We start from the raw sequence: 16,973 nt of genomic DNA on the forward strand, positions 1-16,973 counted from the left end.
GGAAGATACCCGGTCCATTCGGGGGCCTGCACCTATCTGGAGACCTCACCGTGATAGCTTCCCGCGCATCCAAGACCTTCGCGCTCTCTTCCCTCGTTACCCTGAGCCTCCTCACGGGTATGACACCGGCAGTCGGCATTGAACCGGGAGCTACAGCATCTCCGAGTCCCGCCGACGCGACGGCCACGACCGAGTCGGCGGTTCCAATCGAGGAGCCGTCGCCTTCCCCGTCGGCGACGCTTTCGCCGTCGGTGACAGCGACGCCGTCGTCGGAAGGGGAGCTCACTGCAGCTGACTACAAAAACAACGCAGCCTTGCTCGCGGAGCTTATCGGGAAACACGGTGCCAGCATGGGCCAGGGACTCGACCGTCTGGAAGAGACGGGGAACGCGCAGGAGCCGTCGCCGGCTGAAGCTTCTTCTCTCCCGAAGAGCTTCGACAGCACCTCTGAAACGGACTCAGGCGCTGCGATGGCTCCCACCGCTACCAACTACTGGCAACCGTCGTCGGGAGTTCTGGGCGTCGATGTAAGCAGCCACCAGGGCGAGGTCAACTGGAGCGGCGCCTGGAATTACGGCTCCCGCTGGGCGTACGTCAAGGCCACGGAAGCGCTGGTCTATAAAAACCCCTACTTCGGCAGCCAATACAACGGCGCCGGCAACCGCGGCATGCTCCGCGGCGCATACCACTTCGCCATCCCCAACGTCTCCAGCGGCGCTGCACAAGCAAACTATTTCGTCGCCAACGGTGGTGGGTGGAGCGCAGATGGGAAGACTCTTCCCCCGCTCCTGGACGTGGAATACAACCCCTACCCCGAGTTGGGCAATACCTGCTACGACATGAGCGCTTCGCAGATGGTCAACTGGATTCGCGATTTCTCCAACCGGATGGTCACGCTCACGGGACGCAAGCCGATGATCTACACCACCACGGACTGGTGGTACCGGTGCACGGGAAACAGTGCTGCGTTTTCGGACCATGCTCTGCACATAGCCTCATACAACAACTACGGTGCCGGCACTCTGCCCGCGAGCTGGAGCTTCTACAGCGTCTGGCAGTACACGGACAAGGGTCCGGTCGTCGGCGACTGGAACCAGTGGAACGGTTCCATGACCAGCCTCCAGTCGTTCGCGGGGGGCGGGAGCGCTCCCACGGCTGTCTCAAGTAAGCCGTCGGTGGGGGCGCTTGCGGATATGGTGGCGATCGATTCATCCGGCAGGCTGTGGAACTACCCAGCCAACGGGAAGGGCGGCTTCGGCACACGATTCCAGATCGGTTCAGGATGGACGGGTATTAAATCGATCAACCCTGTCGACTGGAACGCCGACGGCACCATCGACCTCCTCACCCAGCGGGACAATGGAACCCTGAGCTACTACCCAGGCAAGCCCACCGGCGGATTCAACCCGCCCGTTCAGATCGGCTCCTCCGGCTGGCAGAACTTCAGCCTCGCAGTAGGACCATGGGTCAAAGGCCAAGGCATCACAATAGTCGGCGCACGCTCCGACGGAGCCCTCTACTACTGGCCCCACACCTCAACCCACCAACTCGGCAGCGCAGTCAAAATCGGTTCCGGCTTCACCGACATGCCCATCGTCATGGCCGACCAAAACCTCGACGGACGCATGGATCTACTCTCCCGCGACGCCAACAACAACCTCCTGCGCTACACCGGAAGCGGAACCGGAACCATCCTCTCCGGCTCACGCACCACCATCGGTAAGGGCTGGGGAGTCATCGATACCGTAAACGCCGTCGACGGATTCAACGGCACCACCAGCCGCGGCATCATCGGACGCAACACCACCGGAACCCTCACCTACTACCCCTTCACCACCAACGGCTTCGGAACGGCCGCCACCATCGGCGCCGGCTGGACCACCTACACCCTCGCCGGAACAGACTTCGCGCAAAGCGCACCGCTGTCCGAGTCGACCTCGGCTCCGGCCCCTGAACCGGCTCCTGCACCTGCACCTGCACCTGAGTCACCGTCGGTGGGGGCGCTTGCGGATATGGTGGCGATCGATTCATCCGGCAGGCTGTGGAACTACCCAGCCAACGGGAAGGGCGGCTTCGGCACACGATTCCAGATCGGTTCAGGATGGACGGGTATTAAATCGATCAACCCTGTCGACTGGAACGCCGACGGCACCATCGACCTCCTCACCCAGCGGGACAATGGAACCCTGAGCTACTACCCAGGCAAGCCCACCGGCGGATTCAACCCGCCCGTTCAGATCGGCTCCTCCGGCTGGCAGAACTTCAGCCTCGCAGTAGGACCATGGGTCAAAGGCCAAGGCATCACAATAGTCGGCGCACGCTCCGACGGAGCCCTCTACTACTGGCCCCACACCTCAACCCACCAACTCGGCAGCGCAGTCAAAATCGGTTCCGGCTTCACCGACATGCCCATCGTCATGGCCGACCAAAACCTCGACGGACGCATGGATCTACTCTCCCGCGACGCCAACAACAACCTCCTGCGCTACACCGGAAGCGGAACCGGAACCATCCTCTCCGGCTCACGCACCACCATCGGTAAGGGCTGGGGAGTCATCGATACCGTAAACGCCGTCGACGGATTCAACGGCACCACCAGCCGCGGCATCATCGGACGCAACACCACCGGAACCCTCACCTACTACCCCTTCACCACCAACGGCTTCGGAACGGCCGCCACCATCGGCGCCGGCTGGACCACCTACACCCTCGCCGGAACACCATTCATGAAATGACAACGTTTGCCTCAAGAGTGCAAGGCTTCAGATTAAGCCTGCTCTAGAACCCGTCCATACAACTCCAGCAGGGACTGGACGCCAACCTTTACGTCGTGATGCTCGGCGATGAACTGCTTGCCTCCTTGCTGTCGGGAACCCTGTCCCGGGTCGGCGAGAATGCGGGCAACGGCTTGTGCCACCGCTACCGGTGTCGGGGCGCTCAAGTGAACCAGGTCCGGGTAAAACTCAGGTGAAGCGCTGCTGACCAGCGGTACTCCGATCGACAGCGCTTCAAGCTCGCTTGTTGCCAGGATGTTTGTCATCTGGCCGACGACGACGGCGGCGCTCCCAAGCCACGCTTTGTACTCCGCGTAGGGCATTTTCGGGAGCAGCTTTACCCCTGCACTGCGTGCCGCTTCCGCGTCCTTCCCCCAGTCCAGGCCTAGCAGCTCAGCTTCGGGGCATTCAGTGCGAATCCGCCGCGCGACCTCGATCTGGGCCTCGCTGCCCTTTACCTCTTCCCAACGGGAGGCAAAAATTACCCGGTTTGGGACCGGTAACCAGCGTGGCGCCTGGTCCAGCCGAACCGGGATCGGGAAGTAGCTGGCTTCCGAGCGCGGGTCGAGGTTATGAACGTGCGGCAGCAGATCGGGTGTGGCATAAAGGATCGCAGCCGCGTGTTCGGCGCCAAAGCGCAACCGCGGCGCCCATCCGTCATACTGCCGGCTTCGGACATCGGAGCCATGCAGATGCAGCACCCACGGCCGCCGCACCCAGCGCATGTGGGGAGACAGGCCTCCGGTGTGAAGGTGAACCACGTCCGTCTGCATACTACTCACTGCCAGCGCGCCGTCCCACAGCGCCGGGCGCGCCCGGATGGCAGGATGCATCAGGGGGCCGGTCCATACTTTCCGGTAATACCAGGGTATGTCCGTGGTCCTCCAGGCTTGCCCGGTCTCGTTGGCATAGTCGACGAGATTACGCCCGACGCTCGCAGCATCGTGGACGTGAAGGGCGCGGATGCGGGGCATCGACTCAACCATTAGTGATACCAGCAATCTTCCGTACGGCGTCGGGCCACGCACTGCTCGTCGCTTCGGCGCTCAGTTCCCTTGCTGCGGTGTGCGAAGCTTCCTTCATCCGCATCACTTCATTTGCTGACATACGGGTGAGCGCGACTGCGGCGGACTCCGCGTTGAATCCCCCCGCTACGAGTCCAACGCCGTGGCGCTCCACCAGTGCCTGCATCTCCGGGGAAGGACCTATGAGAAGGGCAAGCCGCGCCTGAATGAATTCAAATAGCTTGTTGGGCAGCGCGTGTTCCATATTGAAGTTACTGGGCGGGCAAAGGTAGAACCCGATGTCGTAAGCCTGCAGCATAGGGACGATCTGCTCAAAAGGGACCGGAGCCTTCATACACACGGCGCCGTCAGGCACGGTGGAAGCCTTCTGCGCTAATTCGTCAATGTAGCGTTGTTCCCCCGGCACAAGTACCAGGTCCAGCGTCGCTGTGCCCGGACGAAGTTCGTTGGCGCGGCGGACGGCTTCTATCATCACTTCGATTCTCCGTACACGACCGGCCGCGCCAGTGTGCACCACCCTGAGAGGTGATTGAACGGGAGTCGGGCTGAAACAATCCTCATAAGCGGAAGCATTCGGAACAACCGAGGGCTTCGGGATTCCGTACACGGAGGCGTATTCGTCCGCGATGCCGTCGGCCACTGTCGACACCGAATCCGCTTTCGTGACGTATTGCCGGCATGCCCAGTCCATGAACGGGCCCATCACCAGACGCCATTTCAGGTCGTCCTCGCCTTGTTTGGGTGCGTACTCGTGGAGATCGGCGTGCACTCCTCTGCGCGGTTTCAGGGAGACAGCCAACGGAACGGCGAGTACATCGTTCGCGACCACGACGTCCACGCTGCCTGGGGGAATATGGTCCTGCACCAACCGGACCTTGTCGGCGCCGAAATAGAGGCGGTGGTATCGGCGCGCGCTGAGGAAAAACCCGACACGGAATTTGCTTGCGTGCCAGGCGGGGAGGCTGTCGGGGATCTCAACGTGCCGGACCACGCCGTCAGGCGATGGCCCGTAACCGCAGGAGATAACATCAGCGAACTCCCGGAATAGACCAATTTGCCGAAGCACGCGGGGATCGCGCGCTATCCCAGAGAACGAGAGGACAAGTACCCTTGGGCGGGTTGGGCCAGATGCTTCATCGTGTGGCATATTTTCCACCCTAGCGACGTCGGTGCAAGTCCATGGCGAATCTGACATTCCCAGGACGTTAACCCATGGCAGCGAGCTTTCGTACCGCATGGATCCATGGGCGGGTCAGCTGTTCTGAGCTCAGTCGACTCGCGGCCCTGTGGGCGTTCTCCTTCAGCTCGCTCACCCGCTCGTCCGTGAGCGACAGGAGGACCTGCGCGGTCGCCTCCGCATCAAATCCCGCCGCTACGCATCCCACTCCGTACTCGTGAATCAATTTGGCCATCTCCGGGGAGGGACCGATCACAATCGCGAGCCGGGCCTGAATGAACTCGAAGAACTTGTTCGGCAGCGTGTGTTCCAGGTTGAAGGTGCTGGGTGGGCAGACGAAGACGCCGACATCGTAGTCCTGCAGCATGGGCACAATTTGGTCGAACGGCACCGGAGGTTTCATGCGCACGGCACCGCCCGGCACGGACGCTGCTCGGACTGTCAACTCATCGATATATCGTTGCTCACCCGGCACGAGCACCAGGTCCATTATCGCCGTCCCGGGACGGAGCTGGTTGACCCGCTCGACGGCGTCTATCATCACTTCGATTTTCCGTCCGCGGCCTGCGGCTCCCGTGTGGACCAGCCGCAGTGGTGACTGAATGGGGGTGGGCGCAAACCTGTCGTCGTACCCGGAGGCGTTCGGTACCACGGCGGGCTCGACGATGCCGTACACCGAGGCGTACTCCTCGGCGATCCTCTTGCCCACGGTTGATACCGAATCTGCTTTTGTCACGTACTCGCGGCAGGCCCAGTCCATCAGGGGGCCCACAAGAAGCCGCCATTTCAGATTGTTTTCTCCCTGACGAGGAGCGTACTCATGAAGGTCGGCATGCAAACCCATGCGTGGACGTAGAGACGATGCCAGCGGGACGGCAAGAGCGTCGTTCGCTACCACCACGTCCATGCTGCCTTGGGGGAGTCGGTCCTGCACAAACCGGACGCGCTCCGCTCTGAAGTAAAGGCGCTTGTGTTGGCGGGTGGCCAGGAGCGCCGCTACCTTCTTGTAATTGGTGCGCCACGAGTTTAAATGGACCGGTATCTGGATATGCTCGACGACGCCCTCCGGCGCCTCTCCGTAACCGCAGGAGATAACGTCGGCGAACTCACGGAAGAGACCAATTTGGCGCAGCACCCGCGGGTCCCGAGTGATGGGCGAGAACGACAGCACCAGTACGCGCGGTCGAGACGAGTCACGCGGATTTTCAGTCACCGTTTCCATATCTCTGCTTTCATAAAGCACAACCGGCGAGCGACTGTGATCGTCGCTATTCTATCGGCCAGGTCTGAACCTCCACTGAATGCGGATAATACCGATCTCAGTGTTTGACAGCAGCCCTATAAATGGCGGCAAGCTGCGGAACGAGTGTTTCCGGCCCGTGGTGCCGGCGGACCCAGGATGCACCGTTCGAGGGTCTTGACGCTGATATGGGGTCCTCGAGAACCTGTCGGACGCGATGTGTGACCGCTTCCGGATCGGCCTCGGTCAGGAACGGGCTTCCGGGATAGTACCCGGACCGCACACTCGTAACCGTGGGAGCCCCCATAGCAACTGCCTGGAGTTCACTTGTTGCCAGGATGCCTGCTGTTTGTCCCACCACACAGTGGGCTCCTGCCATCCACTGTAGGAAGCGGTCCTTGGCCATCCGGGGAACCAGCTGAACGCCCAGGGCTCGAGCTTCGGCGGCTCGGTCACCCCAGTTCAAGCCTTCGAAAAGAACGTCTTTTTCTAGACCTGCTTTAAGCTGCCGAAGGAGTGCCACCTGCGTTTCCCCGCCTTTAGACTCGTCCCAGCGCGACGAGAACACCAGCTTGGGAGGCCCGACCGGTTTCCACGAAGGAAGTTCCGAGAAGTCAATCGGGATTGGCAAGTAGGTCGCATCTGGCCGAGCTGGTAAGGCGTGTTCGGCCAGGTCTGGTGTGGCGTAAACCACGTGCGCTGCTCGTTCTGCCCCCCACTGAATAGACGGCCGGCTCGCGGCATTGTAGTAATAGTTTCTGATGTCCGTTCCGTGCCAGTGCATCACGAACGGAATGTACGGCCGGCTCCTGGCTGCCCCGGCCCGCGTGCCAAAGTGGATGTGCATGATGTCCCCCCTTGCTGCTTCTACAGTCCTGCGAATCCTCCACTGCGTCTCCGTCAGCGCGGGAAATCTGGGCTTCTGATCCTGCGGGCGCATACTTTCGGCAAGCCAGGGTCGGTGACGCCATCGATATCCTGCCTCTCGTCCATACTTCACCAGAGTCCTGCCCACGTCGGCGCAGTCGAAGAAATGAACGACTTTCGGGTCTAATCCTCGCTCGACCATGTGAGAGAATCTACGGCAAGTACACCGCTGACCATGGAATTTTGCGTACGGCGCCCCATGTTCCGTAGAGCAGTTCCTGGTACGCCGACGTCATTGCCTGCGTCAATGGAAATTCCTGTACCACGGTTCAGCGGGAGTCCCTTGCTCGGAGGTTTCGAGTACGCTGTTGGACGGCATGAAAAACCTATTCGACATACTGCGCCCTCTTCTGGCCACGCTCCCCGCAGGCAGCCGCCGCTTCCTTCTCGGTTACGGAGTTGCCAGCGCATGTCTGGCCGTACTCGACATGGTGGCACTGGGAGCTGTAGCCCTGATTCTTCCTGCTCTCGTTAGCGGAGAGTCAGTCGTGCTTCCCCTCATCGGCGATGTGTCGGGAGTGATTCTTCCTATCCTCATTGGGGTTTGCCTACTCATTGTCCTCAAGGGCGTCTTGGCAGTCCTGCTACTGCGGATGGCCACTGCGCGGTTCGCCCAACATGAAGTTTCCATCGGTGACCGCCTTTTCGCCTCTTATCTCGCTTCCCCCTGGGTGAATCGTCTGAAGAAGAATTCCAGCGAACTCGTCCGCATGGTCGACGTTGGTGTGGGAATTACAGTCGCGGGCGTGCTCATCCCGGCCATGACGTTGTTCGGTGAGTTCGGAACGCTTCTGGCCGTTATCGTCGTGTTGTTTGTGGCGGAGCCGATCATCGCGGTCGTGACACTTGTTTATCTTGGTTTCGTTGCCTTCCTGCTCGCCCGGGTGATCTCTCCCATGTCAGTTCAAGCGGGTCGAGAGAATCGTCAGTGGTCGGGAAAAACCGTCACGATGCTCACCGAGGCAATGAACACTTTGAAGGAACTGACGTTGGCGGGGAGGGCTCCCGACGTTCAGGAGCGAGTCAACATGACCCGGACCAGGAGCTCGAGGGCACGCGCGAGATCCATCTTTCTGAGCCAAGTGCCGCGCTACGTCCTCGAAACAGCGCTGATCGTAGGGTTCGCGCTGGTGGGCGGGGTTGGACTGGCAATGGACGGCCCTGAGGGTGCTGTCAGCGCGGTCGGTCTCTTTGCCGTGGCCGGCTTCCGGCTCGTTCCGTCGCTCACTCGCCTTCAGGCGGTTCAGTCGCAAGCGAACTCGAGCGCTTCCTTTGCCAATAACGTCATGCGGGATATTCGGGAAGGCGAGGAGCTACTCGCGGCCCGCGTGCGTGATCGTCCTCAACAGAAGTTGGATTCAGGAAGAGTTGATATCGAGCTGCGAAACGTCAGCTTCACCTATCCCAATGCTGAATCGCCGGCCTTGGACCGCGTCAGTATCCTCGTTCCTGCCGGAACCCACGTTGCTTTTGTCGGAAGTTCCGGTGCGGGGAAATCCACACTCATAGACCTTCTCCTGGGGCTGCTTGAGCCCAGCGACGGGCACATCGAAGTGGGTGGCGTGCGCATGGACTTTGTTCTTGATGACTGGCGCAAGCGCATCGGCTACGTTCCGCAGGAGGTATCCCTGTTCGATGCAACTGTCGGGCAGAACGTTGCGCTCACATGGAACCCGTCCAATGTTGACCGGGCCAAGGTGGAGACGGCGCTTCGACGGGCCCAGCTGCTGGATACGATCAACAGTCGCCCGGGAGGAATCGATGCTCTGATCGCTGAAAGGGGCCATTCGCTCTCGGGCGGCCAGCGGCAACGATTAGGGATAGCGCGCGCCCTCTACGACAACCCGAATGTTCTTGTGATGGATGAAGCCACGAGCGCGCTGGACACAACGACTGAAGCAGCAGTAACAACTGCAATACGAGAGCTTCACGGTGAGGTTACCGTTATAACGGTGGCCCATAGGCTTTCGACCATCAGGAATGCCGATATCGTTTTTTTCATGAAGGACGGGCGCGTAGACGCGCAGGGGTCGTTCGACGAGGTAGTTGCGCAAGTCCCCGACTTCGCGCGGCAGGCTGCTCTGGCAGGTCTAAGCTAGTTGCCCATAAATCGTTGCAAGCTGGTCCACGATGACGTCGGGCGAGTGGTATTTCTCCACCCACTTACGTGCCTGTAACTGGTTTGCAATCGTCACCGGGTCCTGCATGACAAAGGCGACCTTGGCGGCGAGATCCTCCGCGGTTAGTCCGGTGACAACGGGAACGGGATCTGGATATAGTCCCGGGCCGAGACGCGCCACCAGCGGAATCCCCATGGCAACGCTCTGAAGCTCGCTCATAGCGAGGATCCCCGACGTTTGCCCCACGACGCAATGTGCCTTCGAAAGCCACCGTAGATAGTCCTGCTTGGACATCCGCGGAACTAGCTCGACGCCTCGTCGCTGCGCCTCCTTAGCATCGCCACCCCAATCGAGGCCTTCTATTCGAACCTCAGGTCCCAATACCCGACGAACTGCGGACAGTAGCTCCAGTTGCTGGTGTCCGCCCTTGGAATCCTCCCACCGTGAGGAAAAGACTACGAGGGGCGCTCGCCCTGGCCGCCACGATGGCAGTTCACTCAGATCTACGGGGTTAGGCAAGTAGATGGCGTCGCTCCGCGCCTGTTCCGCATGAACTTTGAGATCCGGCGTCGAATATAGTACAGCCATCGCGTTGTCCGCTCCCCACTGGATGCTGTCGCGTTGAGCCGGATCATGATAGAAGGTCCGTATATCGGTCCCATGATAGTGAACGATGAAGGGCCTGCGGGGCCACTTAGCAAGGACATCTAGTCTGGTTCCAAAGTGAACATGGATCAGATCAGCATCAACACTTCCCAGCCAGCGCTTTGCAGTCCATCCTGCAACGCTGGCACTCCTCCTGAGAGACCCCACCGGGCTCACGCCATCAACACTTGTGTCTCGCGCCGGAAGGTAGCGCCACGGACGGCCCCCAGCGCGGCCGTACTTGACGAGCGTCGCTCCGACGTCGGCACAGTCGTAGAGATGGAGCGCTTTGGTTTCCTTGATGCTGTCAGACATACTTCGAAACTAGCAGTCCTTTCGCTCACTCGAGCATGCCAATGTAAAGTTGCTAGCGCCCTAGCCCGGAGGAGACCACTGGATGACTGCTGAGAACCGACCCCATCTGCTGTACGTCGCTTGGGGGTACCCGCCTTCTAGGGGCGCGGGCGTTTACCGCGCACTTGCCACGGCGAACGCGTTCGTTAGTCAAGGGTGGGATGTGACGGTTCTGACTGCTAGTCGCGAGGTCTTCGAATACCAGACTGGGACCGATACGGAACTCGAGAAGAACATCGATCCCCGAGTCAACGTGGAGAGGGTACCGTTCAGCTGGATCCGAGGGGAACCCGATCTTTCCAAATGGTCCCGTGGGCGCGTCACTTCCAATCTCTTATGGACCTATCTGCGCTCGCAGAAAGACCGGATCCGGTTCCCGGAACCCGTGTACGGCGGATGGAAGGGCGCGCTTATCGCCGCCACGGATAGAGTGCATCGGATCAAGCCAGTCGATCTGGTCATCGGTACAGCGAATCCGAATGTCGACTTCGTTCCAGGATGGCACTTGTACAAGCAGGCAGGCGTTCCATATGTCATGGACTATCGAGACACTTGGCATCTGGACGTTTATGCAGACAAACGCATCGGATCGCCTCGCTCCCGCTCGGCGCGCAAAGAGCGAGAGCTTCTCAAACACGCGGCCGAAGCGTGGTTCGTAAATGCACCGATACGCGACTGGCACGCCCAGGCGTACCCTACAGACCGAGCGAACTACTACGTCGTGGCCAATGCGTTCGAGAAAGAGTTCGCCGCTGAGTTTAGAGGAATGCGACCCCCGGCGCTGGAGAGTCAAGGTGGTGGCCTCGTGTTCGGTTACCTAGGAACTATCTACGGCCCCATGCCGCTTCGCGAATCTCTGGAGGGATGGCGTTTAGCCCGAGAACAGTCCGAACTGGTTGCGGCGTCTCGCTTGGTTTTTCGAGGGCGATTGGGGCACTACGCGGAGCCCGACCCCAAGGTGCTTGCATTGCTGGATGAGTATCGCAATGATGCTGTTTCCTATGAAGGACCGGTGAGCAAGACGGACGTCGCAAACGTTTACAAGCAATTCGACGCGCTACTTTTGATACTTGGACGTAGCAAATATGTTACAAGTGGAAAAGTATTCGAGTATGCCGCGACAGGATTGCCCATAGCGTCACTACATCACCCGGAAACAGCCTCAAGCGACATTCTCCGCGGAAGAAGAGACTGGTTTGCGTTGGATGAAGTGACACCTGAGGCAGTGGGCAAAGTGTTCCTCCAAACTGCTGATCGGGCAGGTTCAATGACTGCAGAGGATTACGCACAGAACCAAGACTGGGCGCAACATCTTTCCCGAGATAAACAATTGCAACCTCGTATCGAACATCTACGCCACCTCGTGGGAGGAAACAATTGATGAGCGCGCCGCTCCATGTAGTCGTCCTTGCCGGCACCACAACGGCGCCGGAGCAACTGCTCAAATCATCCCTGGGCGACCGCTCCCCAGCGGCAGTTTTTAGCGACGCAGCAGGACGTGAGGTTCATGTTTCGCTTGTCTGCAGTGGCACCCCGAGCGGCGGCCGGGAGATCTCAATGAAGAGAAAAATCCAGCCGGAGAATCCCCCATTGACCGACCGGCTCATCTCAGCGTTACGTCTTGACCTGCTGGACAGAGTCCTCAGGCGAACCTCGCTCGGTCGGCTACTCATCTCCCTCGGACCTACGGATCCCTCGCGGGTCGTGTGGCGTGCTGTACAAGCCGACCGAGAAGCTATGCGGCTTCTTTCCTCGGCCGATATCGTTTTAGCCGCAGACCTAGCTGCCGTACGGGCGGCCTGGCACTTAGCACAACGCGGAGTGGTCCCGTATTCCTACTTCGGATTGCAGGCGGCCGAGAAGATATTCTCTGCAAAGTTCCGCGTGAACGCTGACCGCTAAGTTTCCTGCTTCGTCCTTGCGGGACTAACGGATATTCACCCAATCGCACTACGGTAGATTTCACAAAGACGGTCCACCGTTGTGGCCGTATTGTGATTGACGCTGATCCAGCGAGTGCCAGCTTCTCTCAGTGCCAGCATCGCTGCTTCGCTGTCAATGTGAGCATCTATCATCTCCGCCATCGCCTGTGGATTTACGCCTTTCCCCCATCCCACCGGCAGGTCGGCGGAGTAAAGGCCCGCTTCCAACGGCATGTATAAAGGCACACCTATGCCGAGAGCTTCCAACTCAGTTGCACCGAGTAGACCGGATGACTGCCCAATCGCCACATGAGAACGACTCAATTCCTCGAGGAACAATTGATGGCTCATTCTATTCACCAGCTTCACGCCCATTACGGATGCCTGACCAGCAGAAGGTCCCCAATCTAGGCCACAGACCTCATAACGCCCCCGGCTCAATCGAATCAGTTCCCGGGCGGTTGCAAGTTGCGCTTGAGCGCCCTTCGAGTCGTCCCAACGTGACACGAAGAAAATCCGTGGTAGCTTCCCGCGGTCCGGTGCGGCCGGGGGAAGTGCATCAACTGATATGGGCACCGGCAGGTAGATCGCATCCGGGCGGAGCGGAAGCACATGCTCCCGTAGATCGGGTGTGGTATACATGACCACGGCCGCTTCGTTGACTCCCTTGACTATTGATGCCCGCCAACGAGGATCGTACTGCAGAGTACGGATATCGGTTCCGTGTAACGTGAGAACGAATTTCTTGGGAATGAACCTTGTGTGCTGAAGCATGCTTCCGGAGTGGATGTGCAACAGGTCTGTCGACAAGGAGCGCCAGGCGAGTCCCCTCAACCATGACATCCCGTCCGTCATGTACTGCAAACGCCCAACGAGGCCAGATGCGGACCGTACCGTAGCCCGCGGGTAGAACCCCCAGGGCAAACCTCTGCTCGCTGCTTCCGTGAGCACTCGTTCTGCGTAAAAGGCGCAATCATTTACATGAAGAACACGAACAGCATCTCGCGCATCCTCGTTAGGCATACGGTTCACCCCGCCAGTCTTCCACAACTCTTTATAGACCGTGTATCGTCACTCGACCGTGCCATCGATACGTTCGTTCACAACAACTTACGTGCTCGAGACGGCTGAGGGAACTGGAATATCCATTGCAACGGCGTCTTCGCGGTCAAGTCATACAGCACCACCGCAACGGTGACGCTTATCGCGACAAGCGCAGGCACGATTAGGGAGTTCAATAGCGCGTGGCTGGATGGCAGCACTGTAGATCCTTCACCCAGAGCAACCGAAACTGCTATCAATGCGTTCAAAATAATGGGATGGACCACGTATATCGGCAGCGTTCTTGCGGCGATATACGTTGAGGCCGATCGAACCCATCGGAACTTCGACGCCCAGCAAGAAAGAACCAATACGCCCACAATTCCAACGACTGAAAGGGCCAGATTCAATGACAGGCCAGCGTTCTTCAGATTCACAACGTGAGTAAGCGCCGCATAAAGAACAAAAGCTGCGCCCACGAGCGGCCATGGATTCGCGGCTGCGATCGCACGAACGGCGGCAGCGGCGAAACATCCCGTGACATACCAAAACAGGAATACGGTCCCCCTAAGAATATTGGTCACGAGTGCGTCAGGCAGAAAGACCTGCAGTTGATCTTTGAGAAAGGGCGTCACCATAAGAAGGAAAAAAGCGGTGAGCATCATCAGGCCTGGCCAGTGGCGAAGCAACTTGGTTACAACAAAGAAACTCACGAGTAACGACAAAAACCAGTAGGCCGTTCCACCAAAGGGAATCGCAGCCAAATTCTCCCAAAAATACGACCTTGGTGCTGAGGGTCGGTAAGCAAACGCCGTCACAGCGGCGAATAATACACTCCATAGAAGAAACGGCCATAATAGATCAGCCAGACGCCTACGCCAAAGATCCTTCCAAGGCCGCCACACTGCTCGCGCTGCAAGAAGCCCCGCCACGAGGAAAAAGAGCGGCATCCGCACCGGCAGCAGCATACGACTCAGCTCATCCCAGAAGGACAAAATTGCGCTGTCCGCATCAGGCAAAAGACGTGCTACCCCGACGACACTGACGTGGTAAACCACCACCAGAATGATGGCTACGGATTTTGCCGTATCAACCCAAGCCAATCGGTTCCCACTTGTCGAAGAGGTGATCTGAGCGTCGACAGCCGGCTGCGAGATTGATTGGGGTACGCCCGACAAAGGAAAGTTCACGGGGATCAGCCTATCTGCAATTGCCTTCTATAACCCCCAAGCGAGAGCCCACCGGACAGAATAGACATCCTCATATGGACCGCTCGCAGCTGTGACACCTATGAAGATCCCGCAGCCTACCAGCTTGCCGTGACTCCTTCGCTAGGGATTTGGGCTGAATCGGTCGCCCTGAGACTGGTTTCTTTCCCAGGGACGTGTCGCTTCGTCCAGAGCGACCCGACGGGCGAGTTTGGTGATCGACGTTTCCATATGCCGGAACCGTTGGTGGGTCGTCGACATGTATACCAGAAAGCTGACGATGAAGGCATAAAGGACGAGATCGGTCCCCCGCCCGATTCCCAATAGGTGAGCGGCAGAGGAAAGCAGAGACGGGAAGAAAATGGAGAGAACAGCGGTCAGCGCGAACAGTAGAACCATAATCCGTCTGACGGCCATATGCTTGGCGTTGGAACCACCACGAATGAGTATCAGAGAGACAAGAGCGACCGCTAGGACGAGCAAAATTTGGACAACGATGAGCACGTTAGATCACCTAAACAGGAGGTCAGCGATGATGTTGACCGAGTTGAGAAGAGACTGGCCTTTGGACTTTGAATATTCCGTATAAACGATTTGGACCGGGTGTTCAGTCCAACGGGGCTGCAGCACCGCAAGCAATTGCACAAGTTCGGAGGCATGCGCCATTCGGTTCTGCGTCAGATGGATATTCGACGTCACGTTTCGTGAGAAGGCACGGAGGCCATTGTGTGCGTCCGTCAGCGGCATGCCAGTCGTTAACCGGGTCTGGAATGCTGCTGTACGTAGGACCAACCGCTTCAGCCACCCGATGTTGGTACGGCTATCGAGGAATCTCGATCCAAGAACTACGTCGGCTTCACCTGAGTTGAGACGAGCGACCATTGCCATGGCATCGTCGACGCGGTGCTGACCGTCCGCGTCGAACGTCACCACGCTGGTCATATCGGGATCCGACAGGGCGTACTCAAAACCCGTCTGCAACGCGGCGCCCTGGCCCAGGTTCACCGGGTGCTGAACCACTACAGCGCCCGCCTCACGAGCGGCCTCTGCGGATGTATCAGTACTGCCATCGTCGACGCACACCACGTGCGGAAAGTACGGAAGCACTCCCCTGACAACATCACCAATAACAGGCGCTTCGTTGTAGAGGGGAATGACGATCCAGGTGCGACTCACCAAGTAAGTATCCCATAGCGAGTAGGTTCGCCCGCTGCGCGCCCGCACCAGGACTAAATCTAAGCAGTGAGTTCGAGTTCGGGATCAAGTGGTCCGGGACACGAGGGTAACTTGCCCGTCAGCCGGCGATAAGGCGCGCTTGCCCTGAGCTAAGGTCTTTCCTATGAATTGCGGGCCTATCTACCTCATCGGATCCTCGGGCAACCCAAACTTCGGCGACGAGTTCATCACTGCGTCTTGGCTTCGCTTCCTCGCCGTTGAGCGGCCGGAAGCTGAGATCTGGCTTGACTGTCCTCACCCGGGCACAGCACAGACCCTCTTCGCTGGTCTCCATCCCCGTTTGCACATCACGGATACACTGTGGCGCTGTGCATTTGAGAACCGCGAGCTGAAGGGACCAGCACTCAAAGCCAGGATTGAGTCGCTCGTAGAGAACCTCGGCTCTCCTGCCTATGATCTCGGATTGTTGAAACTCCGGGAGATGAGCTCGCTTCACTTGATCGGTGGAGGCTATATCAACGGGATGTGGGCTAATCACTCGGCTCTCGTCTATGCGGTGCGTGCAGTGCACCGACTGACAGGCGCGGACCTGTTCGCAACGGGTCTGGGCTTGATGCCCGCCGTCGGGGACGAGCTGGTGAATCTGGATCTCTTCGCCGACTTCAATCACGCGACCGCTCGGGACCTCACTAGCGCACAAACCTACGGGATTGCACAAGCCGCGGACGACGCGTTCCTGGGAGTGAAAGACGAATTAGAGAGGAATTCGCGCGATGGCGTTTTCGTATGTATCCAGAGTGACACTGCTGAACCTGCGCTTGTGAATTCCGCCGTCTCAGCAGCACGAGACCTCCTGCGGCCCATGGCGGATGCCGGACGCACCCTGCATTACGTAGAAGCCGTGCCCGGGGCCGACCGTGTTGCCTATGAGCAACTGGCCGACATCATCCCGGAAGAAAATTTTCTGCCCTTCACGGAGCTATGGCGAAGCGGTCTCCCGCTGTCGCGCCGGCAAACCTGGATCACAACACGATTTCACTTCCATTTGTTGGCTGCGGCGGCAGGTGCAGACGGCGTCGCTCTCCCCGTGAATCCCGGTTACTACGATGTCAAGCATCAGTCCCTTCTGGACCTGGGTAGCGGCTGGGCGACCACCGCATCGGACAGTCCTCCAAATAGGGCCTCGGGCGCGGGGACCCTCTCGGACAAATTAGGGGAACTTTCGGCCCTGAAAGAATCCGAAGCGAAGCAATTATATGGACAGAAAAAGGTGACCGACCTGGCGCGCGCCCGTCCGCTCGCCCGGTTGAGCCGCTCTGCCGGGAGGTCTTTCAACGCCCGACTGCGCAAATGAGTACCAGCTT

General features: G+C 59.1%; 14 protein-coding genes. 5 read left to right on the forward strand and 9 right to left on the reverse strand.

Going from position 1 to position 16,973, the window contains the following annotated elements:
• Window positions 1-50 precede the first annotated feature (50 nt).
• Window positions 51-2,735, forward strand: a complete 2,685-nt coding sequence (locus AC4D1W_RS05190; protein ID WP_490898025.1) for a GH25 family lysozyme — start codon at window positions 51-53, stop codon at window positions 2,733-2,735.
• Window positions 2,736-2,767: 32 nt separating this feature from the next.
• On the opposite strand, the gene AC4D1W_RS05195 is transcribed toward AC4D1W_RS05190, so the two are convergent.
• The 4 genes from AC4D1W_RS05195 to AC4D1W_RS05210 form a co-directional block, all read right to left on the reverse strand.
• On the reverse strand, window positions 2,768-3,748 hold the full coding sequence (locus AC4D1W_RS05195; RefSeq protein ID WP_490898026.1) for a glycosyltransferase family protein: 981 nt from the start codon (window positions 3,746-3,748) through the stop codon (window positions 2,768-2,770).
• 4 nt (window positions 3,749-3,752) lie between these two features.
• Window positions 3,753-4,865 (reverse strand): glycosyltransferase family protein, encoded by a 1,113-nt coding sequence (locus tag AC4D1W_RS05200; RefSeq protein WP_490898027.1) that lies wholly within the window; start codon window positions 4,863-4,865, stop codon window positions 3,753-3,755.
• Between the two features lie 139 nt (window positions 4,866-5,004).
• Window positions 5,005-6,189 (reverse strand): glycosyltransferase family protein, encoded by a 1,185-nt coding sequence (locus AC4D1W_RS05205; RefSeq protein ID WP_490898028.1) that lies wholly within the window; start codon window positions 6,187-6,189, stop codon window positions 5,005-5,007.
• A 106-nt stretch (window positions 6,190-6,295) separates the two neighbouring features.
• Window positions 6,296-7,285 carry a glycosyltransferase gene (locus tag AC4D1W_RS05210; protein WP_490898029.1) on the reverse strand — a complete coding sequence of 330 codons (990 nt, stop codon included), beginning with the start codon at window positions 7,283-7,285 and terminating at the stop codon, window positions 6,296-6,298.
• A 346-nt stretch (window positions 7,286-7,631) separates the two neighbouring features.
• On the opposite strand from AC4D1W_RS05210, the gene AC4D1W_RS05215 reads away from it, so the two are divergent.
• Window positions 7,632-9,242, forward strand: a complete 1,611-nt coding sequence (locus AC4D1W_RS05215) for an ABC transporter ATP-binding protein (RefSeq protein ID WP_490898030.1) — start codon at window positions 7,632-7,634, stop codon at window positions 9,240-9,242.
• Here the strand turns inward: AC4D1W_RS05215 and AC4D1W_RS05220 are convergent.
• Entirely contained in the window at window positions 9,234-9,557 is a 324-nt protein-coding gene (locus AC4D1W_RS05220) for a glycosyltransferase (protein WP_490898031.1), read from the reverse strand. The two genes, AC4D1W_RS05215 and AC4D1W_RS05220, sit on opposite strands and share 9 nt — an antisense overlap.
• A gap of 868 nt (window positions 9,558-10,425) precedes the next feature.
• Here AC4D1W_RS05220 and AC4D1W_RS05225 point away from each other — a divergent pair.
• Together AC4D1W_RS05225 and AC4D1W_RS05230 are read left to right on the forward strand one after the other, a co-directional pair.
• Complete coding sequence (locus AC4D1W_RS05225) at window positions 10,426-11,643, forward strand: glycosyltransferase family protein (protein WP_490898032.1); 1,218 nt, start codon at window positions 10,426-10,428, stop codon at window positions 11,641-11,643.
• On the forward strand, window positions 11,643-12,164 hold the full coding sequence (locus AC4D1W_RS05230; RefSeq protein ID WP_490898033.1) for a hypothetical protein: 522 nt from the start codon (window positions 11,643-11,645) through the stop codon (window positions 12,162-12,164). The genes AC4D1W_RS05225 and AC4D1W_RS05230 overlap by 1 nt, the downstream gene beginning before the upstream one ends.
• Before the next feature lie 35 nt (window positions 12,165-12,199).
• Here the strand turns inward: AC4D1W_RS05230 and AC4D1W_RS05235 are convergent, their stop codons facing one another.
• From AC4D1W_RS05235 to AC4D1W_RS05250, 4 genes are all read right to left on the reverse strand, one after another.
• Entirely contained in the window at window positions 12,200-12,958 is a 759-nt protein-coding gene (locus tag AC4D1W_RS05235; RefSeq protein ID WP_490898034.1) for a glycosyltransferase family protein, read from the reverse strand.
• A gap of 326 nt (window positions 12,959-13,284) precedes the next feature.
• The gene (locus AC4D1W_RS05240; RefSeq protein ID WP_490898035.1) at window positions 13,285-14,415 is read right to left on the reverse strand and encodes an acyltransferase family protein; all 1,131 of its coding nucleotides are present in this window, start codon (window positions 14,413-14,415) and stop codon (window positions 13,285-13,287) included.
• A 141-nt stretch (window positions 14,416-14,556) separates the two neighbouring features.
• Entirely contained in the window at window positions 14,557-14,937 is a 381-nt protein-coding gene (locus AC4D1W_RS05245; RefSeq protein WP_490898036.1) for a DUF2304 domain-containing protein, read from the reverse strand.
• Window positions 14,938-14,943: 6 nt separating this feature from the next.
• Entirely contained in the window at window positions 14,944-15,609 is a 666-nt protein-coding gene (locus AC4D1W_RS05250) for a glycosyltransferase family 2 protein (RefSeq protein WP_490898037.1), read from the reverse strand.
• Between the two features lie 163 nt (window positions 15,610-15,772).
• Here AC4D1W_RS05250 and AC4D1W_RS05255 point away from each other — a divergent pair, with 163 nt between their 5' ends.
• The gene (locus tag AC4D1W_RS05255; RefSeq protein WP_490898038.1) at window positions 15,773-16,963 is read left to right on the forward strand and encodes a polysaccharide pyruvyl transferase family protein; all 1,191 of its coding nucleotides are present in this window, start codon (window positions 15,773-15,775) and stop codon (window positions 16,961-16,963) included.
• The last annotated feature ends 10 nt before the right edge of the window (window positions 16,964-16,973 follow it).

The sequence above is a fragment of the Arthrobacter sp. TJ-170 genome (assembly GCF_058269305.1).